This window comes from Chryseobacterium sp. 27AL, from assembly GCF_057815395.1.
Map to the genome: position 1 here is coordinate 97157 of NZ_JBYRIW010000007.1, position 15858 is coordinate 113014.

The following is a 15858-nucleotide window of genomic DNA, read 5'->3' on the forward strand; positions in this document are numbered from 1 at the left end:
ATATGGATATCAACTTTTCAGATGACTTTTTGATAAAGGGAAAATTTTCAATAAAAAAACATTCAACATCATATAACGGAAAACTAACGAAAGAAGAAGGCGAAAAGTTGCTTATTCTTGAAAAAGTAAAACTTCGTGAGCTTCAGGAAAGATTATATTCCGATGACAGTAAGTCACTTTTAGTGGTACTTCAGGCGATGGATGCCGCCGGAAAGGACAGCATGATCGAACATGTTTTCGGAGGGGTAAACCCGCAGGGATGTAATGTTGTAAGTTTTAAAACTCCGAGCTCAAGAGAATATTCACACGATTTCCTTTGGAGACATTACCTCGCTTTACCTAAAAAGGGAATGATCGGTATTTTTAACAGATCCCATTACGAAAGCGTATTGGTATGTAAAGTTCACCCCGAATATAATCTGAACGAAAAAACATGGAAATCCGTAAAAGATTTTGATGAAAAATTTTGGGAAAACCGGTATGAAAGCATCAGAAATTTTGAGAAGCACCTGACTACAAACGGAACAACCATCGTAAAAATATTTTTACACGTTTCTAAAGATGAGCAGAAGAAAAGACTTCTTGACAGAATTAATGAACAGGAAAAAAACTGGAAGTTTTCTGCTGCCGACCTGCCTGAAAGAGCACTTTTTGATAAATATATGGACTGTTACGAAACCGCCATCAACGAAACATCGAAAGATTATGCGCCCTGGTTTGTACTTCCGGCAGATGATAAATGGTTTGCAAGAGTAGCCGCCATTCAGATTATTATTGATGCGCTGGAGAAAATGAATCTTAAATATCCTGAACTTTCTGAAGAAGATAAAGCCGGATTAGAGGAAGCTAAAAAACAACTGGAAAGTGAATAAATTTGGATGGAAGACAGAAGCTGGAGGTTTAAAATTACTATGTTAAAAACTTCCCTCTTCAAGCTTCTAACTTCCAGCTTTTTAAAAAACCACGAGAAAATCTGTAAGCCGGATTTTGTTCTTCCGAAGAAGTGCCTGTTATTTATCTGTGTTTTACATTGCTGCAAAACTTTAGCTGATTACCCCTCGGCTTTCAGAGCGAGCAACTCCTATTTTCATTGCTGAAAAGAACCGATATACTTATCATTGCACCACAAAGAGTTTACCTGATTTCACTACAGCCGAACTGTACATCCTTTCTGTTGCACTTGTCCTACCCTCGCGGGTGACGGATGTTATCCGCTTTGCTGCTCTACGGTGTCCGGACTTTCCTACCCCTGCCGAAGCAGGAATCAACAAGCCGACTTTCTCGTGGGTGCAAAGATACAATTTAATGTAACAATTTAGCAATGTAACAATATAACAATGAAAAATTACGCTGACTTTAATAATTGCTAGATTGTTAAATTATTACATTATTAAATTGATATTTTCTTTATCTTCGTACCACTAAATTATACATCTGCATTGGCTTCAAAGGAAAAAGAATTTGCGCAGCTTATTAAAGATAATCAGGGTCTGATTATCAAGGTTTCGCGTCTTTATACGAATTCTTTGGAGGATGAAGAAGATCTTTTCCAGGAAATTGTTTTACAGTTATGGAGAAGTTACGACTCATTTAAAGGAAATTCCAAAATCTCTACGTGGATGTACCGTGTTGCCCTTAATACAGCCATTACCCTTTTCAGGAAAAAAAGCAAAAGCCTGCCTACCAACGAGCTGGACATCAATCATGCAGATTTTATTGAAGATGATGACGAAAAACAACAGCAGGTATCACTTTTGTATACTGTAATAAAAACGCTCCCGAACGTAGAAAGAGCGATCGTAATGATGTATCTGGATGATTTGCCTTACAAGGATATTGCAGAAAACCTCGGGATCACCGAAGTCAATGCTCGTGTGAAAATGAACAGATTAAAGAAAACCCTTAAAGAAAAGATGGAAAAATATGCCTGAATTTGATTTAGACAGCTTTAAGAAAACATGGCAGGAACAACCTGTTCAGCAGAAATACGACGATAATGAAATCCTTCAGATGCTCAACAGAAAATCACGAAATTATGTGAAATACATTTTCTGGATCAGCGTAGCAGAATTTTTACTGTTTTCGGTAATGGGGATATTTTATTTCTTTCAGACAGAAGAAGATAATGGTTTTCTGAATATTCTGGAAAAGCTGGGAGCGCAGAAGACGCCTGAAGTTGAAAGCAGTTTTGATACTATTTACTGGATATTAAAAGTATTAAGCATTAGCGTTACGGCTTATTTTGTTTATAAATTTTATTTGAATTACCGCAAAATAAGAATTGAAGAAAACCTTAAAGGATTGATTACAAGGATTATTAAATTCAAAAAAACCGTAAATGCTTTTATCTTAATCAGTATTCTTTTACTGGTGGCTTTTACTTCTATTTTTACCATTTTTATATTTTATTCTTTAAACTCACAGAACGTAGAGCCTAAAAACTCTGCGATGATAATATTTGTGGTAGGAGTTATTCTTACAACAGCATTTTCAGTATTGCTGATCTGGCTTTATTACAGGCTGGTATACGGAATTATTATGAGCAAGCTCGATAAAAACCTCAAACAGCTTAAGGAAATTGATTCTCAGGAAATGTAATTTAGAAAGCAGGAGTTTAAGATATAATTGTTAATTTTATTTTATCAAATCTCCACCTTATGCAAATATCCTATGTTCATGGCGCTTCTGACATTCCTTTGTTAGGAGAAACCATTGGAAATAATCTTAAAAGGACCGTAGAAAAATTCCCTAATAATGAAGCATTGGTCTGTGTGCACCAAGATTACCGCGCGACCTATCAGGAATTCTATAATCAGACCACTGCCGTCGCTAAAGCATTAATCTTTCTGGGTGCAAAGGCAGGCGACCGCATCGGAATCTGGTCGGCCAATCGCTATGAATGGGTACTTTTACAATATGCTACCGCAAGAATAGGAGCCATTCTCGTCAATATCAATCCTGCGTACCGGACCAGCGAGTTGATTTTCGTGATTAATCAATCGGAAATGTCACATATTTTTTCTTCGCTACATTTTAAATCAAGCGATTACAAGAATATGATCGCCGATGCCCGTGAATTTTGCTCAACTTTACAATCAGAGATTTTCTTTGACGACAATTGGGAGGACTTCCTTAATAACGGACAGCATATTTCAGACGATGTGCTGCACAGCTTCGAAGAACATGTACAGTTTGATGATCCGGTAAATATTCAATACACTTCCGGCACTACAGGATTTCCAAAAGGCGTTACGCTTTCTCATCATAATATTTTAAATAACGGATATTTTATAGGAATAAGGCTGAAATATTCTGACAAAGACAGGGTTTGTATTCCTGTACCATTCTATCACTGCTTCGGAATGGTAATCGGAAATATGTGCTGTACCGCGCATGGCGCCTGTATGGTGATTCCTAATGATAGTTTCGATCCTGAAATTACACTGAAAGTTGTTTCTGATGAAAAATGTACTTCCTTATATGGCGTTCCGACGATGTTTATTGCCGAACTGGCCGTAAAGAATTTTGATAGCTTTGATTTTTCCAGCCTGCGAACGGGTGTAATGGCCGGCTCAGTATGTCCGCCCGAAATTATGAAAAAGATGGAAAGCCTTATGAATATTAAAGAAATGAGCATCTGCTACGGAATGACGGAAACTTCTCCGGTTTCAACGCAGACTTTAATCGGGACACCTTTTGAGAAGCAGGTTCATACCGTGGGAACTGTTCAGGATCATCTGGAAATCAAGATCATTGATGAAAATGGAAAAACCGTTAAAAGAGGAGAACATGGTGAACTTTGCACCAGGGGATATTCGGTCATGCTTAAATACTGGAATGACCCGGAAAACACAAAGAAAGTTCTCGATGATTCCCGTTGGATGCACACGGGAGATCTTGCCACAATGGATGAAGAAGGATATATTACGATTTCAGGAAGAATAAAGGACCTGATTATCCGTGGAGGAGAGAACATTTCCCCTAAAGAAATTGAAGATTTTCTTTACACCTATCCCAATATTCTGGATGTTCAGATCATAGGAGTTCCTAGTGAGAAATTCGGAGAGGAAGTAATGGCTTGGGTAAAACTAAGAAAAGGTTTTACAGTACACGAAAAAGAGCTTGTAGATTACTGTCAGGGAAGGATAGCCCATTATAAAGTTCCGAAATTCTGGAAGTTTGTAGATGAATTTCCCATGACCATCTCAGGTAAAATAAGAAAAGTTGAAATGAGAGAAATCTCCATTAAAGAACTTGGTCTTGAGCATATTAAAGCTTAAATTGCATCCTAAGTTTCAGGCAAAACTTAAAGCCAATAGTAAAAAAGCACTTCGTTCTGAAGTGCTTTACTATATTTTAAAGTTCTTTTCTTAATCGTGCTACCGGAATATTGAGCTGTTCACGGTATTTGGCAATTGTTCTTCTGGCAATATTATATCCCTGCTCTTTCAGAATCACTACCAAAGCATCATCAGTAAGAGGCTTTCTTTTATTTTCCTTACTGATCACCTCCTGAAGATGAGTTTTAATCTCTTTTGTAGAAACTTCTTCCCCGTCATCATTCGTAAGACTGTCTGAAAACAGATCTTTAAGATAAACAATTCCGTTTGGTGTATCGGCATATTTACTTTTTACCACCCTTGAAATCGTAGAAATATCAAAGCCTGTGATATCTGCTACATCTTTCAGAATCATTGGTCTTAAAGACTTTTCATCTCCAGTAATAAAATAATCCTTCTGGAATTTTACAATTGCTGTGATCGTTTGCAATAAAGTATTCTGGCGCTGATTGATGGCATCAATATACCATTTTGCAGCATCAAGCTTCTGTTTAATGAATAAAGCAGCCTGCTTGTGTTCTGATGAGTTTTTATCGTGAGAATAGGTTGTCAGGATATCTTTATATTCTTCGGAAACCCTTAACGTTGGAGCGTTCTTACTGTTCAACATCGGAACAACCTGCCCGTCCTTTACCTGTATAACAAAATCCGGAATAATTTCCTGATTGATCGTAATGGTTTGTGTATCGAAGTTTCCTCCTACTTTAGGAGACAATTTTGAGATTTCATCCAGTGCATCCCTCAAATCCTCTTCCTCAATATCATATTTTTGAATGATTTTATTATAATGTTTGTTGGTAAGCGCATCAAACTGGTATCTCAGGATGTTGGCAGCAAGAGAAACAGCTTTGTCAGAGCTCACCTTTTTCTCAATCTGCAGGAGAAGACATTCCTGTAAGCCCCTCGCTCCCACTCCAGGTGGATCCAGTTTTTGGATATAATTTTCGAGAATATCTTCTACCTTTTCTTTTGTAGTATAAATTCCCTGGGAAAAAGCAAGATCATCCACAATCGATTTAATTTCCCTTCTCAGGTATCCGTCTGTATCAAGGTTTCCGATAAGGTATTCTGCGATTTTTTCGTCTTCTTCACTGATATTTACCAAATGGATTTGCTCAAGAAGATAATCGTAAAGAGACTGACCTTCTGTTAAAAGACTTTCATTATCAAATTCTTCGTCGTCGGGAGAATAGTTGCTGGAAGCTGTTTTATAGCTCGGCTCATCATCATAAAGATATTGGTCTACATCAAAATCTGTCTCAATGCTTTCTGTACCCTCAGCTTCATAGTTATCTTCCAGAGAGGAAAAATCATCCTCTTTAGATTCTTCTTTTACAATTTCCAATGCAGGATTTTCTTCTAACTCTCTTTCAAGTTCCTCTTCAAATTCCAACGTGTGAAGCTGAATCAGCTTCATCAACTGGATCTGCTGAGGTGCCAACTTTTGTCCTAATTTGAGTTGTAAGTGTTGTTTAAGCATATTACTAGATTGTGTTTTAACATAACATATTGTACGAATTTAGTAAAATATTTTGACAAAAATAAATTTTAGCACGATTTTTGCATTACACTGTGCATAATAAGCTATTTAAAAATAAACAGAAAAGCCCTGAAGTATTATTTTCAGGGCTTTTTCTTATATTCTAGACTTCGTGAATCAGGATTTCTTCTGTTGTCCCAGAATGCGAGAATTTCAATAACATCATCATTAATTCTATAATAAAGAGAAAAATTTTTATCAATCAATACATAGCGTACTCCTTCAATTTCTGATAAAGAACCAATGTTTGGATTCTTAGAAATGAGCCTTTCCTTCTTTTCGACCTCCATTCTTAATTTCCTGGAATATTTCTCAGAAGAATTATGGATATTCCAGAATTTTAAAGTATCAGCAAAAGAAAACAAAGCATTTCTTGTCCATTTTATTTGAAACATTGATCCAGAATTTTTTTAGCTTCCTGGTCGGTAACAAATTCTCCACGATCAGCCTGATCAATACCTTCAAGCAATTTTTTTTTCTGCCATTCTGTTAGATGCTCTTCTTTATTAATTTCAAAATTAATTTTCAATTCCTTTAAAAGAGCTGTAAGCAGATTAATTTGATTTTCATTATCCGTATGTATCGTAATAGTATTCATTTCCAAAATTTTAGTAAAGTTAATAAAAAAATCCCTCTGTATCATTCAGAAGGATTTTGATATTTTTAGAAAATAATATTTAGAATTCTGCATTCTTTGGCGTTCTCGGGAAAGGAATTACGTCTCTGATGTTCGTCATTCCCGTTACGAAAAGAACTAATCTTTCCAATCCTAAACCGAAACCGGCATGCGGTACAGAACCGAACTTTCTGGTATCCAAATACCACCAAAGCTCATGCTCATCAACATGCATATCTGCCATCTTCTGCTTTAGAACATCCAATCTGGCTTCTCTCTCAGAACCTCCGATGATTTCACCGATTCCAGGGAAAAGTACGTCCATCGCTGCAACAGTTTTACCATCTTCATTGAGTTTCATGTAGAAAGCTTTAATTTCCTTCGGATAATCAAACAAAACCACCGGGCTTTCAAAATGTTTTTCTACCAGATATCTTTCGTGCTCTGACTGAAGATCTGTTCCCCATTTTTCAACAGGATATACAAATTTTCCTTTTTTATTCTCTTTAGAGTTTAATAAAATCTCAATCGCTTCTGTATAAGACACTCTCTTGAAACGTTTGGAAACCACATTTTCAAGCTTTTCAATAAGACCTTCTTTCGCCTTTTCTTTTTCCGGTTTTGATTTTTGTTCTTCCGCAAAACGCTTGTCTAAGAAGTCTAGATCATCTTTACAGTTATCCAAAACATACTGAATCACATATTTCAGGAAATCTTCCGCAAGATCGATATTATCTTCAAGGTTATTGAAAGCAACTTCAGGTTCGATCATCCAGAATTCTGCAAGGTGTCTTGTGGTGTTCGAGTTCTCTGCACGGAAAGTTGGTCCAAATGTATAGATTCTTCCCAATCCCATCGCTGCCGTTTCTCCTTCAAGCTGTCCGGAAACCGTTAAGTTGGTCTTTTTACCGAAGAAATCCTGTGCAAAATCAATATCGCCCTGTTCGTCTCTCGGAATATTGTTTAAATCGAAATTTGTAACACCAAACATCTCCCCTGCTCCTTCCGCATCAGCTCCTGTTATGACAGGTGTATTGATGTAAAAAAACTGATTCTGGTTGAAGAACGAATGGATGGAAAAACTCACGGCATGACGCACTCTGAAAACCGCTCCGAATAAATTTGTTCTGAACCTTAAGTGAGCCTGCTCTCTTAAAGTTTCCAGTGAATGTTTTTTTGGCTGAAGAATCGTTTTATCTCTTTCTTCCGTAAAGTTGTCTCCTAAAACCGTAATTTTCTTAGCTAAAATTTCTACAGCCTGCCCTGCTCCCTGACTTTCAACGACTTCACCAACAATTTTCAGAGAAGATGCCGTACTGATTTTAGAAATGATTTCCTCATCAAAATTTTCAAAATCAACAACAATTTGCAAATTATTAATTGTAGAACCATCATTAAGAGCAATGAAACGATTGGCACGGAATGTTCTCACCCAGCCGTAAACCGTAATGTCATGATGTAATACTTTCTTGTAATCCTCAAGGATTTCCTTAATTGTCTGCTTTTTCATTTGTTGATTAAATTTTTGTATAAAAATTAATGAGTGCAAAGGTACAAAAAACGTTTTAAGACTTAAATAGTTATCCTCTTTTAATTTTATATTTATTGCCAGTAAACAGGGTATTGCATATAATCCAGAAAACCGTTTGTTTCGAAAAGTATATCGTAGCCCTGATCCGTTAAATAATAGTGACAGACTTTTACTTCATTATTTCTTTTCGGAAATGTTAATACCGCAGGGCACAATTTCGCCTTATCAACTTTCATAGCGAAGACTTCATAATCGTCATTTATTTTCTTCCTGCTGAAAATTCCTAATGATCTGTCATTTATAAATCTTGCGATCATAATATCCTTTATGGAATACGTAAAAAGCTCATATTTTATTCCTTCGTATTTTGCACAATTTTCATTCATCGTGGAAGAAATGGTGAGAGAATCTTTTGTAATATTTTTGATAACGCCTGATCTGTAACGTTTTCCATCATTAAATTCGAGATCATAAATTCCTTCCATTCTAATGGCAAATCCTTCTTTTGTGGGTTTCCAGCTTTTTGCAGGATCAATTATTTTTCCTTTTTTCTGAATAATTAAAACATATCCCGGTTCATATTTACAATCATAATATTTCTTATAATGTAATTCATAATCCAGACTATCTTCGACTGTTTTAAACTGCCCATTAATACCTATTCTAGATGCAACAAAAAGTAGAATGAGAATAATTTTCAATTTTAAAGTTTTCATAATTATTTTATTTTAAAATTTGGTTTAATTAAATAAAACTGTTTTCTTAATACTTTTCCCATTCCTGATCCTCCATGCATGGTAGGAACTCGGAACGTCATATTGCCATTTCGGGAGAATCAGGATAATAAGAATTACATCAATATGCGCGATAAATCCTAAAATAGCTGTAAGATAAAATGCCCATCCAGCTTCTTGGAATCCGATGAGATAGGTAAAAGCAATCAGCAAACTTATTCCCCACATTTTAGATAAAAAAGCATGGGTACAGGTTTCTTTTTTAAATTTCAGAATGCTTATGATGTAGCAAAGCGCTTCCATACTCAGGATTAAAAGAATGCCGATCCATTCATCTTTTATCAAGTCAGGGTTTAAAAAGTACACTGCAAATCCTAATGAAAGCCAGAAAATCAGGTCGGTCTGGCTGTCCAGCCTCCGCAATTTTTCAGAAGACACGCCAACTTTCCGGGCGATGATTCCGTCAAAAATATCAGTCAATAGTCCGAAATACATTAAACTTAAAATAAAAAATCCAGACACTTCTCCTTTGAAATAAGCTAATAAAATGATAATCGGAGCAAGAATAAATCTTATAGCAATTAAAATATAGGGTATAGTTTTCATGGTTCTAAAAATTAATAATTGGTAAACTTCTTTTTCCATTTTTATTCCACAAGCCGATTTGCAGCCCTTTCAATTTTTCAGACTTATTGATAAGACCTATCTGCATGCCTTTTCCATCCTTGTTGGAATTATATCCTCCAATTTGTATCCCCCGCATTATTTCTGCATGATTAAAAATCGAAATACTCACACCATTCAATTTTTTGGAATGAACACCTAAAGTTGAGACAAAAAAACCGTTTCCTGCTTCAATATAAGTAGTAAAAAAAGTTCCTGAAATGCCATTCATTGTATGCCCGTAATTATAAAGAGAAAGGGTGAGTCCATTATGACTGATGCCTTTTAAATAGCCTGCCGCTGAAATATTAAGTCCGTTAATCTTTATAAATTCTGTATCCTGATCTTTTTCCGGATCGTACAACATCCAAAATAAAATACCTAACGGGTTAACCTCTATATTTAAGCCATTTACTTTTTGAAGTAGTTCGGTATCTTGCTTTTTAACAATGTATTTTGAATCAAAACCTAACCCAAAAGCCAAACCATTTACTTTATCTGTTTTTTTATTTAAAGGAGTTAAAGCGATTAATTTTGCGTTTTGTATCTTCAAAGTATCCTCCTGTGCTTTAATAAAATTAATTATTAAAAGGCTCATTATTAATAAAATCCGTATTTTCATAATTCATTATTTAAAAATTGATGATTCAAAATTATTAGCAGAAACTGCGCAAATGAATGCGGAAAAAATTAAAATAAATTTCTAAATTTGTGAAAATCGCAAAACATGCATCAGGAACTTTTACTCAGGCAGATTCGGAGAAAGATTGGTGATAAGTCTCTTAATGACGAAATTTCAAATATTCTTAATATAAGTTATGACGCTGCTCACCGGAGAACTTCCCTGAAAGCGAAATTCAGTTTTGAGGAAGCTCTAGAACTGGCAAAATATTTTCAGATTTCATTAGATCAGTTCCAGGCTTCTGATCATCAAATCGTTGTGAGAAAAACTTCTGCTGTAGCTAAAACTGAGGATTTGGAATCTTTCTTTAAAAACAACCTTCATGTTTTCGAAAATCTTCCCCTCAGCGATGAAATGACAATCTATTATTCAGCGAAAGACATTCCGTTTTTTTATACGCTTTCCGATACATTGCTTTCCCGTTTTAAAATTTATGTCTGGATGAATCTGCTGAATGCCAAACAGGTTTTCGTCCCTTTCCTGCAATTCTCTTCTCCAAATTTCCACCTAAATACTAAAGAGCTAAGAAAAAAATATGAAGAACAAAATGTGATTGAATTATGGAACGACATGACGGTTTCTAGTATTTTACAGCAGATTATTTACTATTACGAAACCGGCCTTCTGAAAAATCATGAAGCACAGATCATCCTAAAAGAACTGAAGGAATTAATAGAATATATTGAACAGAAAACAGAAAGCAATCCAAAATTTCATTTATATGAAAATGAACTAATGCATCTTTCGAATGACATTTTCTTCCATCACCCGCAGCAATCTCTTTTTGCGATTCCTACTAATATGTTTGGATATATTTTAATTAACGATGAAAAAACCTGTAAAGAAACACAGAATTACTTTGAGCATCAGATCAAAAATTCAAAGTCACTGAATACTTCCGGCAATCGGGACCGGAAAATATTTTTCAATAAAATGTATGTACAGATTGAAAGGATATATGAAAAAGTGAATCGTTAAAAGTGAATTCCTTTATGTGAAAAAATTATTCATCCTTTTTGGAAGGAACCAGAAAAACATCGATAAGACCTTCAGGCAGCTGCATTTTGATGAATCTTTCTTCTCTGTTCACTTCAAGAATCCAGTCTTTGATCATAGGTATCACGACTTCTTTTCCGTCGAGATTGGTAATAAAGTACGTTTGTGCAGTCTGATCATTTACAGATCTGATTACACCACAGTCGTTATCATTTTCATCAACAATATTGTAGCCGATGATTTCATGATAATAGAACTGTTTTCCTGAAAGTTTAGGTAATGTGGATAACGGCAAATAGACATTTTTGCCTAAAGACTGATCTACCAAAGCTTCGGTAGAATTTTTAAATAAGATATTGAGCGCATCAGATTTGCTCCAGGTTGTTTTTGCAATAAAAAAAGGAACCAATAATCCGTTGATTTCAACGAATATTGATTCCAGTTTATTGTAAAGCTCGGGTTGATCGGTATCCAGTTTAAGGATTACGTTTCCCGCAAGTCCGTGTCTGCGTGTGATTTTTCCTAATAAATAGCAATCTTCTTTACGCATACAGGGCTTTCTTATGCTTCAGTGTTTTCTTCTGTAGATTCAGCAGCAGCTTCTCCTTCAGCAGTATTTTCTTCAGCAGGTACGTTAGCAGCTTCTTCAGCAGCCTTAGCATCAGCTTCAGCCTGTGCAGCAGCGATTCTTGCTTCGTTTACTTTAGCTTCAGCTTCTAAAGCAGCTTTTCTTGCATCAGCCTGTGCTTTAGACAAACCTTCAACTTTACCTTGAACCTTAGCTTCTTTAGCTTCTACCCAAGCATTGAATCTTTTTTCAGCTTCAGCCTCATCAAAAGCTCCTTTAGCAACACCACCTTGTAAGTGTTTTTTGTAAAGAGCACCTTTGTAAGAAAGAATAGCTCTTGCCGTATCAGTTGGCTGAGCACCGTTGTTTAACCACTTTACAGCAGAATCAACATTTAAATCGATTGTTGCAGGGTTAGTAATTGGGTTGTAAGTTCCTAACTTCTCGATGAATTTACCATCTCTTCTAGCTCTAGAATCTGCAACCACGATGTGGAAGAAAGGTTTTCCTTTTTTACCGTGTCTTTGTAATCTGATTTTTACTGACATAATGTTTGAATTTTAAGGGAGCTCGTCCCAGTTAAATATTTTAAGAGTGCAAAGATACATAAATTTTTAAAATCCAATATAGGTAACACGATAATTTTAAGATTATTTTTTTACGATCTTATATAATAGTGAGTTTTTATTCTGATAGTTTATCCTTAGATAATAAATCCCAGCGGTCCAACCCCTGCAATCTATTTTATCAGATAAGTCACTGCTTTGAATTGATTTAATTCTTTTTCCCGAAGCATCCATTATTAAGATTTCTTTCATATTATCCTGACTGTCAATGGTGAGAAAATCCGTAACTGGATTAGGATAGACAGCAGGTTTTTCAAAAGAGCCAGACAGATCGCGAGTTCCCAATAAAGTATTGTACTCAATAACGTAATACAATGTATTATCCTGAGACACATCATTCCATTGCCCTGCTACTCCAAAAGGCCAATCAGTAAGAGCAAGGCCTAAAGCATGTTGGAAAAAATTAAAATTATCAGGCTCATCTCCCCAATTATTATAAAGCCCTCCGACAGGACTTCCCGTGTAATCACCTTGCCAGAATTCCGCTCCTGTTGCGTCATTATTTCCATCCCAGATCCACGTTCCTTCAACGGCCATATCATTTCCTCCCAACCATACATAAGAAGCCCCTCCACCATCCGGAGCCATAGTATTACTGTTGATAATGCCGGCATTCTGAACTCCTGAAAAAACAGCATTTTGTTCGTTCTGGTCATTGATTTCGGCCAGAAAGCCTCCTTTTTCCACGGCACAAGCCGCAGCATCAATCCAATTCTTTTTTTCTTTAACGACCTGATACGTTTTCCCGTTATAGTTAAAAGAATACACATTTGCAGGGTTGGCACATTGACCGTTAATCTGAATATAGCCAACACCTAACAGAATAGCAGATACTGCTTTAAGAAGTAATAATTTTTTTTTCATACAATTGCTTTTAATTTTTGAAATTACATAATTATTTTTTACCGGCAAAAAAACAGATCTGCCTCATAATGAATCAGATCTGATATTTTTCTTTAATTTAGAATTGATGAAAAAAAATTATAAAACAAAATGAAAATATGCTTTATTTTTTTTAATTAAACTAAATCAATTATATAAATTTATTTTTTTCTTTATATCATATTTCCCATATAAAACAATCCCAGACACTTCTGGTTTTCTTCGATCGTTAAAGAATTTTTGAGGTGATCTACAATTTTAGGAGAACTCCAGTAACAGCCGATTTCGTTGGCCGTACAGGTAAGATACATATTCTGAACCGCCATGGAAACAGCAGCAATTTCTTCCCATTCCGGAACCATTCCGCTGAAATTAACCACAATAGAAATCACAGCATCCGCTTTATTGATTTTAAAACCAATATCATTGTATTTCTTTTCTAAAAAGAGCTGTTCCGGCTGGGTTGATTTGTAAATAGCCTGCATTTCTGAGGCTAATTTTGATTTTTCCTCACCTTTGAATATTTTAAAACGCCAGGGTTTTGTACGCTTGTGGTTGGGTGCAAAGGCTGCCGAATTTACAATTTCATCTATAACTTCCTGAGAAATTTCAGTATCTGTATAATCTTTAGGGAAAATGCTTCTTCTTTGCGCTATGATTTCTTTTAAAACTTCTGATTTATTCATAACAACAAATTTACAATATGTTCCCTGATACTTTATTTATGTTTTACTTATTTTTTAATTATTCAACAACAATCTCCTTTTCCTGTAAGCCATTATATTACTTGTAAAGAAAGTTATAAGTATCACAACACCAAGAAACAGAGAAAACCAGCGGGTGAATACATTTGCATTGGCAGGCCCCAACAGCTGAAGGCTGATGAAACAAATTGCATAAATGCTTCCTGAAATGATCCAGAGACGATCCGGATCGGAATACTGTTCTACTAAATATGATTTATTATAGCTGAGTAATGGCAAAATCTTATGCTTATCCCAAATCAGCAGTACAAGAATAGCGATCATCATCAAAGAAGTAATAATCCATGTACCCTGAAAAGACAAACTAAGTGTAATAATCCAAATATTGCTCAAAATTGCCAGAAACATAAGCGCTCCTAAAGTTGCGAAACGCTGGGTCATCAGCAATATTCCTGCGATCACTTGTGTAAGCCCGAGAAAATTCCAGTAAAATCCCGATTGGTATAAAGCTTCAAAAAAATAACCGATAGGCTCTGAAGTGGAAACCCTTGTAAATCTCTCTCCCATGACCTTCACAAGTCCGGAAGGAAAAAAGGCAAAACCCACAAGATAACGTAAATGAATAATAATCCATTGATTGAAAGTGTTTGTTCTTAGTCTTTCGAATTTCATAATAATAGTTTATGTTATATAATATGTATTGCAAGGTACTAAATAAAAATAAAACTCCAATAAAATTGAAGTTATTTTTTTTGGATAATGAAATTAAATGACTTCTATAATCTTCTGGTGAATCTTATTTAAGGTAAATTCATCACCAGGTTTCATGCCCATCATCTTTTTTGCCATAGGGCTTTCAGCGGAAATCGCATAAAATCTGTCGCCTTCAAAAAAGAATTCTCCCAAAGAAACGGAAATGTAAAACCTTGCTTTATTGGTGATAACCAAAGAACCGAGCTGAACCCTTTCCGTGGAATTGTTCAGGACTTTGGCCATATTTCTTCTAAGATCATTTAAGGCTCCTAACTGACGTTGCATCTGGTAAATTTCTTCCTGCATTTCCTCACGCATGCTGTCATATTTCGGAGTTTTTTTAATATCGCGGCTTGCTTCTAAAGTAAATTCGATAAAGTTTTTTAGCCTTTCTATTTTTTCGGCAATCACGGTTTTTACATAATCTCTTATGTTATTTTTCTCAAATACTGTCTTCTCCATACATCTAATCTTTATATAAAGATAATATTTTTTACATAATTCATACTTTTGAATATGTTAAAAACTTGTAATAAGTGCCTATGCGATTATGAATTAGCAGATGTTTTTATAGACATATTTTGAAATTCCATACGCTTAAAAAAGCCCTGCAGAAGTTTTGCAGGGCTTTAGTTTTATTTTTCAACTAAGTTTTTAAGATTAGTAAGACCTTCTTCATAAGATTTCCGCATCTGATAATCCATCATTGGTCTCATTATTTTCATCATGGCGTCTTGTTCCGTGTCCATCGTCCAGGTTACTTTTGTAGCATTTCCTTCAGGAGAAAGTGTAATTTCGGAAGTGGCCTGCCCGTCAAAAGGCCTTTTAAAAATCATTTCTGTTTTCTGTTTTTGGTTTGTTACCAGATCTTTGATTTCCTGACAACCTGCTCCTGCGTCATCATTTTTACTGTCCCAACAGTATTTATCACCGATTTCACCGCTGTTTCCCGAATACGTAATTTTCATATTCGAATCCAGCTTCATCCATGGATTCCATTGATTAAAAGCTTTCATAGAACTTATCTGTTGCCAGACTTTTTCTTTCGGAGCTTTAACAACCATAGATTTTTCATAGTGATAATTACCGCCAAAAGCAATTATGGCAATTACTGCGTATACTACAAGGAGAAGAATAATGACACCTAGAATTTTTAAAATTGTTTTCATAGCCATATTATTTAAGATTAATTTTTTTTCAGTGATAGTGTTTGAAATAGCTGT

General features: G+C 35.4%; 19 protein-coding genes and 1 other RNA gene. 5 read left to right on the top strand and 15 right to left on the bottom strand.

The genetic code is table 11. From position 1 onward, the window contains the following. The first annotated feature begins 2 nt into the window (after window positions 1-2). Window positions 3-872, top strand: coding sequence for a polyphosphate kinase 2 family protein (locus tag AC3WV0_RS12015; RefSeq protein ID WP_488846303.1), 870 nt, complete (start codon window positions 3-5; stop codon window positions 870-872). Between the two features lie 88 nt (window positions 873-960). On the opposite strand, the gene rnpB is transcribed toward AC3WV0_RS12015, so the two are convergent. After that, window positions 961-1284, bottom strand: an RNA gene (gene rnpB, locus AC3WV0_RS12020) — RNase P RNA component class A. 155 nt (window positions 1285-1439) lie between these two features. On the opposite strand from rnpB, the gene AC3WV0_RS12025 reads away from it, so the two are divergent. Genes AC3WV0_RS12025 through AC3WV0_RS12035 form a run of 3 tightly spaced genes read left to right on the top strand, consistent with a single transcriptional unit; the run spans window position 1440 to window position 4280 of the window. Continuing rightward, window positions 1440-1931 carry an RNA polymerase sigma factor gene (locus tag AC3WV0_RS12025; protein ID WP_042722258.1) on the top strand — a complete coding sequence of 164 codons (492 nt, stop codon included), beginning with the start codon at window positions 1440-1442 and terminating at the stop codon, window positions 1929-1931. Then, on the top strand, window positions 1924-2598 hold the full coding sequence (locus AC3WV0_RS12030) for a DUF8845 family protein (protein ID WP_089998032.1): 675 nt from the start codon (window positions 1924-1926) through the stop codon (window positions 2596-2598). The genes AC3WV0_RS12025 and AC3WV0_RS12030 overlap by 8 nt, the downstream gene beginning before the upstream one ends. Window positions 2599-2657: 59 nt before the next feature. Continuing rightward, on the top strand, window positions 2658-4280 hold the full coding sequence (locus tag AC3WV0_RS12035) for an AMP-binding protein (RefSeq protein WP_488846305.1): 1623 nt from the start codon (window positions 2658-2660) through the stop codon (window positions 4278-4280). Between the two features lie 76 nt (window positions 4281-4356). Here the strand turns inward: AC3WV0_RS12035 and rpoN are convergent, their stop codons facing one another. The 7 genes from rpoN to AC3WV0_RS12070 all read right to left on the bottom strand — a co-directional run bounded on the left by rpoN (window position 4357) and on the right by AC3WV0_RS12070 (window position 10046). Further along, window positions 4357-5820, bottom strand: a complete 1464-nt coding sequence (rpoN, locus tag AC3WV0_RS12040) for an RNA polymerase factor sigma-54 (RefSeq protein WP_488846306.1) — start codon at window positions 5818-5820, stop codon at window positions 4357-4359. A gap of 143 nt (window positions 5821-5963) precedes the next feature. Beyond that, window positions 5964-6275, bottom strand: a complete 312-nt coding sequence (locus AC3WV0_RS12045) for a type II toxin-antitoxin system RelE/ParE family toxin (RefSeq protein ID WP_488846307.1) — start codon at window positions 6273-6275, stop codon at window positions 5964-5966. Next, window positions 6263-6478, bottom strand: a complete 216-nt coding sequence (locus AC3WV0_RS12050) for a DUF2683 family protein (RefSeq protein WP_488846308.1) — start codon at window positions 6476-6478, stop codon at window positions 6263-6265. Before AC3WV0_RS12050 ends, AC3WV0_RS12045 begins: the two co-directional genes overlap by 13 nt. Window positions 6479-6557: 79 nt before the next feature. Continuing rightward, window positions 6558-8006, bottom strand: coding sequence for an asparagine--tRNA ligase (gene asnS / locus AC3WV0_RS12055; RefSeq protein WP_488846309.1), 1449 nt, complete (start codon window positions 8004-8006; stop codon window positions 6558-6560). Between the two features lie 92 nt (window positions 8007-8098). Next, window positions 8099-8743: a hypothetical protein gene (locus AC3WV0_RS12060; protein WP_488846310.1), complete on the bottom strand. Its 645-nt coding sequence runs from the start codon at window positions 8741-8743 to the stop codon at window positions 8099-8101. A gap of 24 nt (window positions 8744-8767) precedes the next feature. After that, window positions 8768-9367 carry a CDP-alcohol phosphatidyltransferase family protein gene (locus AC3WV0_RS12065; RefSeq protein ID WP_488846311.1) on the bottom strand — a complete coding sequence of 200 codons (600 nt, stop codon included), beginning with the start codon at window positions 9365-9367 and terminating at the stop codon, window positions 8768-8770. A gap of 4 nt (window positions 9368-9371) precedes the next feature. Beyond that, window positions 9372-10046, bottom strand: a complete 675-nt coding sequence (locus AC3WV0_RS12070) for an LA_2272 family surface repeat-containing protein (RefSeq protein WP_488846312.1) — start codon at window positions 10044-10046, stop codon at window positions 9372-9374. A gap of 105 nt (window positions 10047-10151) precedes the next feature. Between AC3WV0_RS12070 and AC3WV0_RS12075 the strand changes: the two genes are divergently transcribed. Next, entirely contained in the window at window positions 10152-11084 is a 933-nt protein-coding gene (locus AC3WV0_RS12075) for an XRE family transcriptional regulator (RefSeq protein ID WP_488846314.1), read from the top strand. A gap of 25 nt (window positions 11085-11109) precedes the next feature. Here the strand turns inward: AC3WV0_RS12075 and rimM are convergent, their stop codons facing one another. The 7 genes from rimM to AC3WV0_RS12110 form a co-directional block, all read right to left on the bottom strand. Then, the gene (gene rimM / locus AC3WV0_RS12080) at window positions 11110-11652 is read right to left on the bottom strand and encodes a ribosome maturation factor RimM (protein WP_488846315.1); all 543 of its coding nucleotides are present in this window, start codon (window positions 11650-11652) and stop codon (window positions 11110-11112) included. Between the two features lie 11 nt (window positions 11653-11663). Then, window positions 11664-12218 carry a 30S ribosomal protein S16 gene (locus AC3WV0_RS12085; RefSeq protein WP_488846317.1) on the bottom strand — a complete coding sequence of 185 codons (555 nt, stop codon included), beginning with the start codon at window positions 12216-12218 and terminating at the stop codon, window positions 11664-11666. 102 nt (window positions 12219-12320) lie between these two features. Further along, window positions 12321-13160: a T9SS type A sorting domain-containing protein gene (locus tag AC3WV0_RS12090; protein WP_488846319.1), complete on the bottom strand. Its 840-nt coding sequence runs from the start codon at window positions 13158-13160 to the stop codon at window positions 12321-12323. A 191-nt stretch (window positions 13161-13351) separates the two neighbouring features. Continuing rightward, entirely contained in the window at window positions 13352-13864 is a 513-nt protein-coding gene (locus AC3WV0_RS12095; RefSeq protein ID WP_488846320.1) for a nitroreductase family protein, read from the bottom strand. A 54-nt stretch (window positions 13865-13918) separates the two neighbouring features. Next, a complete protein-coding gene (locus AC3WV0_RS12100; protein ID WP_488846321.1) occupies window positions 13919-14554 on the bottom strand; it encodes a DoxX family membrane protein in 636 nt (211 codons plus the stop codon). Between the two features lie 93 nt (window positions 14555-14647). Next, window positions 14648-15097, bottom strand: coding sequence for a GreA/GreB family elongation factor (locus tag AC3WV0_RS12105; RefSeq protein ID WP_488846322.1), 450 nt, complete (start codon window positions 15095-15097; stop codon window positions 14648-14650). Between the two features lie 173 nt (window positions 15098-15270). After that, on the bottom strand, window positions 15271-15804 hold the full coding sequence (locus AC3WV0_RS12110; RefSeq protein WP_488846323.1) for an SRPBCC family protein: 534 nt from the start codon (window positions 15802-15804) through the stop codon (window positions 15271-15273). Window positions 15805-15858: the final 54 nt, after the last annotated feature.

What these genes read in the sequence shown, in the direction of transcription:
- AC3WV0_RS12015 (WP_488846303.1), top strand. Translation starts at nt 3, where the DNA reads ATGGATATCAACTTTTCAGATGACTTTTTGATAAAGGGAAAATTTTCA.
- AC3WV0_RS12030 (WP_089998032.1), top strand. Translation starts at nt 1,924, where the DNA reads ATGCCTGAATTTGATTTAGACAGCTTTAAGAAAACATGGCAGGAACAA.
- AC3WV0_RS12035 (WP_488846305.1), top strand. Translation starts at nt 2,658, where the DNA reads ATGCAAATATCCTATGTTCATGGCGCTTCTGACATTCCTTTGTTAGGA.
- rpoN (WP_488846306.1), bottom strand. Translation starts at nt 5,820, where the DNA reads ATGCTTAAACAACACTTACAACTCAAATTAGGACAAAAGTTGGCACCT.
- AC3WV0_RS12045 (WP_488846307.1), bottom strand. Translation starts at nt 6,275, where the DNA reads ATGTTTCAAATAAAATGGACAAGAAATGCTTTGTTTTCTTTTGCTGAT.
- AC3WV0_RS12050 (WP_488846308.1), bottom strand. Translation starts at nt 6,478, where the DNA reads ATGAATACTATTACGATACATACGGATAATGAAAATCAAATTAATCTG.
- asnS (WP_488846309.1), bottom strand. Translation starts at nt 8,006, where the DNA reads ATGAAAAAGCAGACAATTAAGGAAATCCTTGAGGATTACAAGAAAGTA.
- AC3WV0_RS12060 (WP_488846310.1), bottom strand. Translation starts at nt 8,743, where the DNA reads ATGAAAACTTTAAAATTGAAAATTATTCTCATTCTACTTTTTGTTGCA.
- AC3WV0_RS12065 (WP_488846311.1), bottom strand. Translation starts at nt 9,367, where the DNA reads ATGAAAACTATACCCTATATTTTAATTGCTATAAGATTTATTCTTGCT.
- AC3WV0_RS12070 (WP_488846312.1), bottom strand. Translation starts at nt 10,046, where the DNA reads ATGAAAATACGGATTTTATTAATAATGAGCCTTTTAATAATTAATTTT.
- AC3WV0_RS12075 (WP_488846314.1), top strand. Translation starts at nt 10,152, where the DNA reads ATGCATCAGGAACTTTTACTCAGGCAGATTCGGAGAAAGATTGGTGAT.
- rimM (WP_488846315.1), bottom strand. Translation starts at nt 11,652, where the DNA reads ATGCGTAAAGAAGATTGCTATTTATTAGGAAAAATCACACGCAGACAC.
- AC3WV0_RS12085 (WP_488846317.1), bottom strand. Translation starts at nt 12,218, where the DNA reads ATGTCAGTAAAAATCAGATTACAAAGACACGGTAAAAAAGGAAAACCT.
- AC3WV0_RS12090 (WP_488846319.1), bottom strand. Translation starts at nt 13,160, where the DNA reads ATGAAAAAAAAATTATTACTTCTTAAAGCAGTATCTGCTATTCTGTTA.
- AC3WV0_RS12095 (WP_488846320.1), bottom strand. Translation starts at nt 13,864, where the DNA reads ATGAATAAATCAGAAGTTTTAAAAGAAATCATAGCGCAAAGAAGAAGC.
- AC3WV0_RS12100 (WP_488846321.1), bottom strand. Translation starts at nt 14,554, where the DNA reads ATGAAATTCGAAAGACTAAGAACAAACACTTTCAATCAATGGATTATT.
- AC3WV0_RS12105 (WP_488846322.1), bottom strand. Translation starts at nt 15,097, where the DNA reads ATGGAGAAGACAGTATTTGAGAAAAATAACATAAGAGATTATGTAAAA.
- AC3WV0_RS12110 (WP_488846323.1), bottom strand. Translation starts at nt 15,804, where the DNA reads ATGAAAACAATTTTAAAAATTCTAGGTGTCATTATTCTTCTCCTTGTA.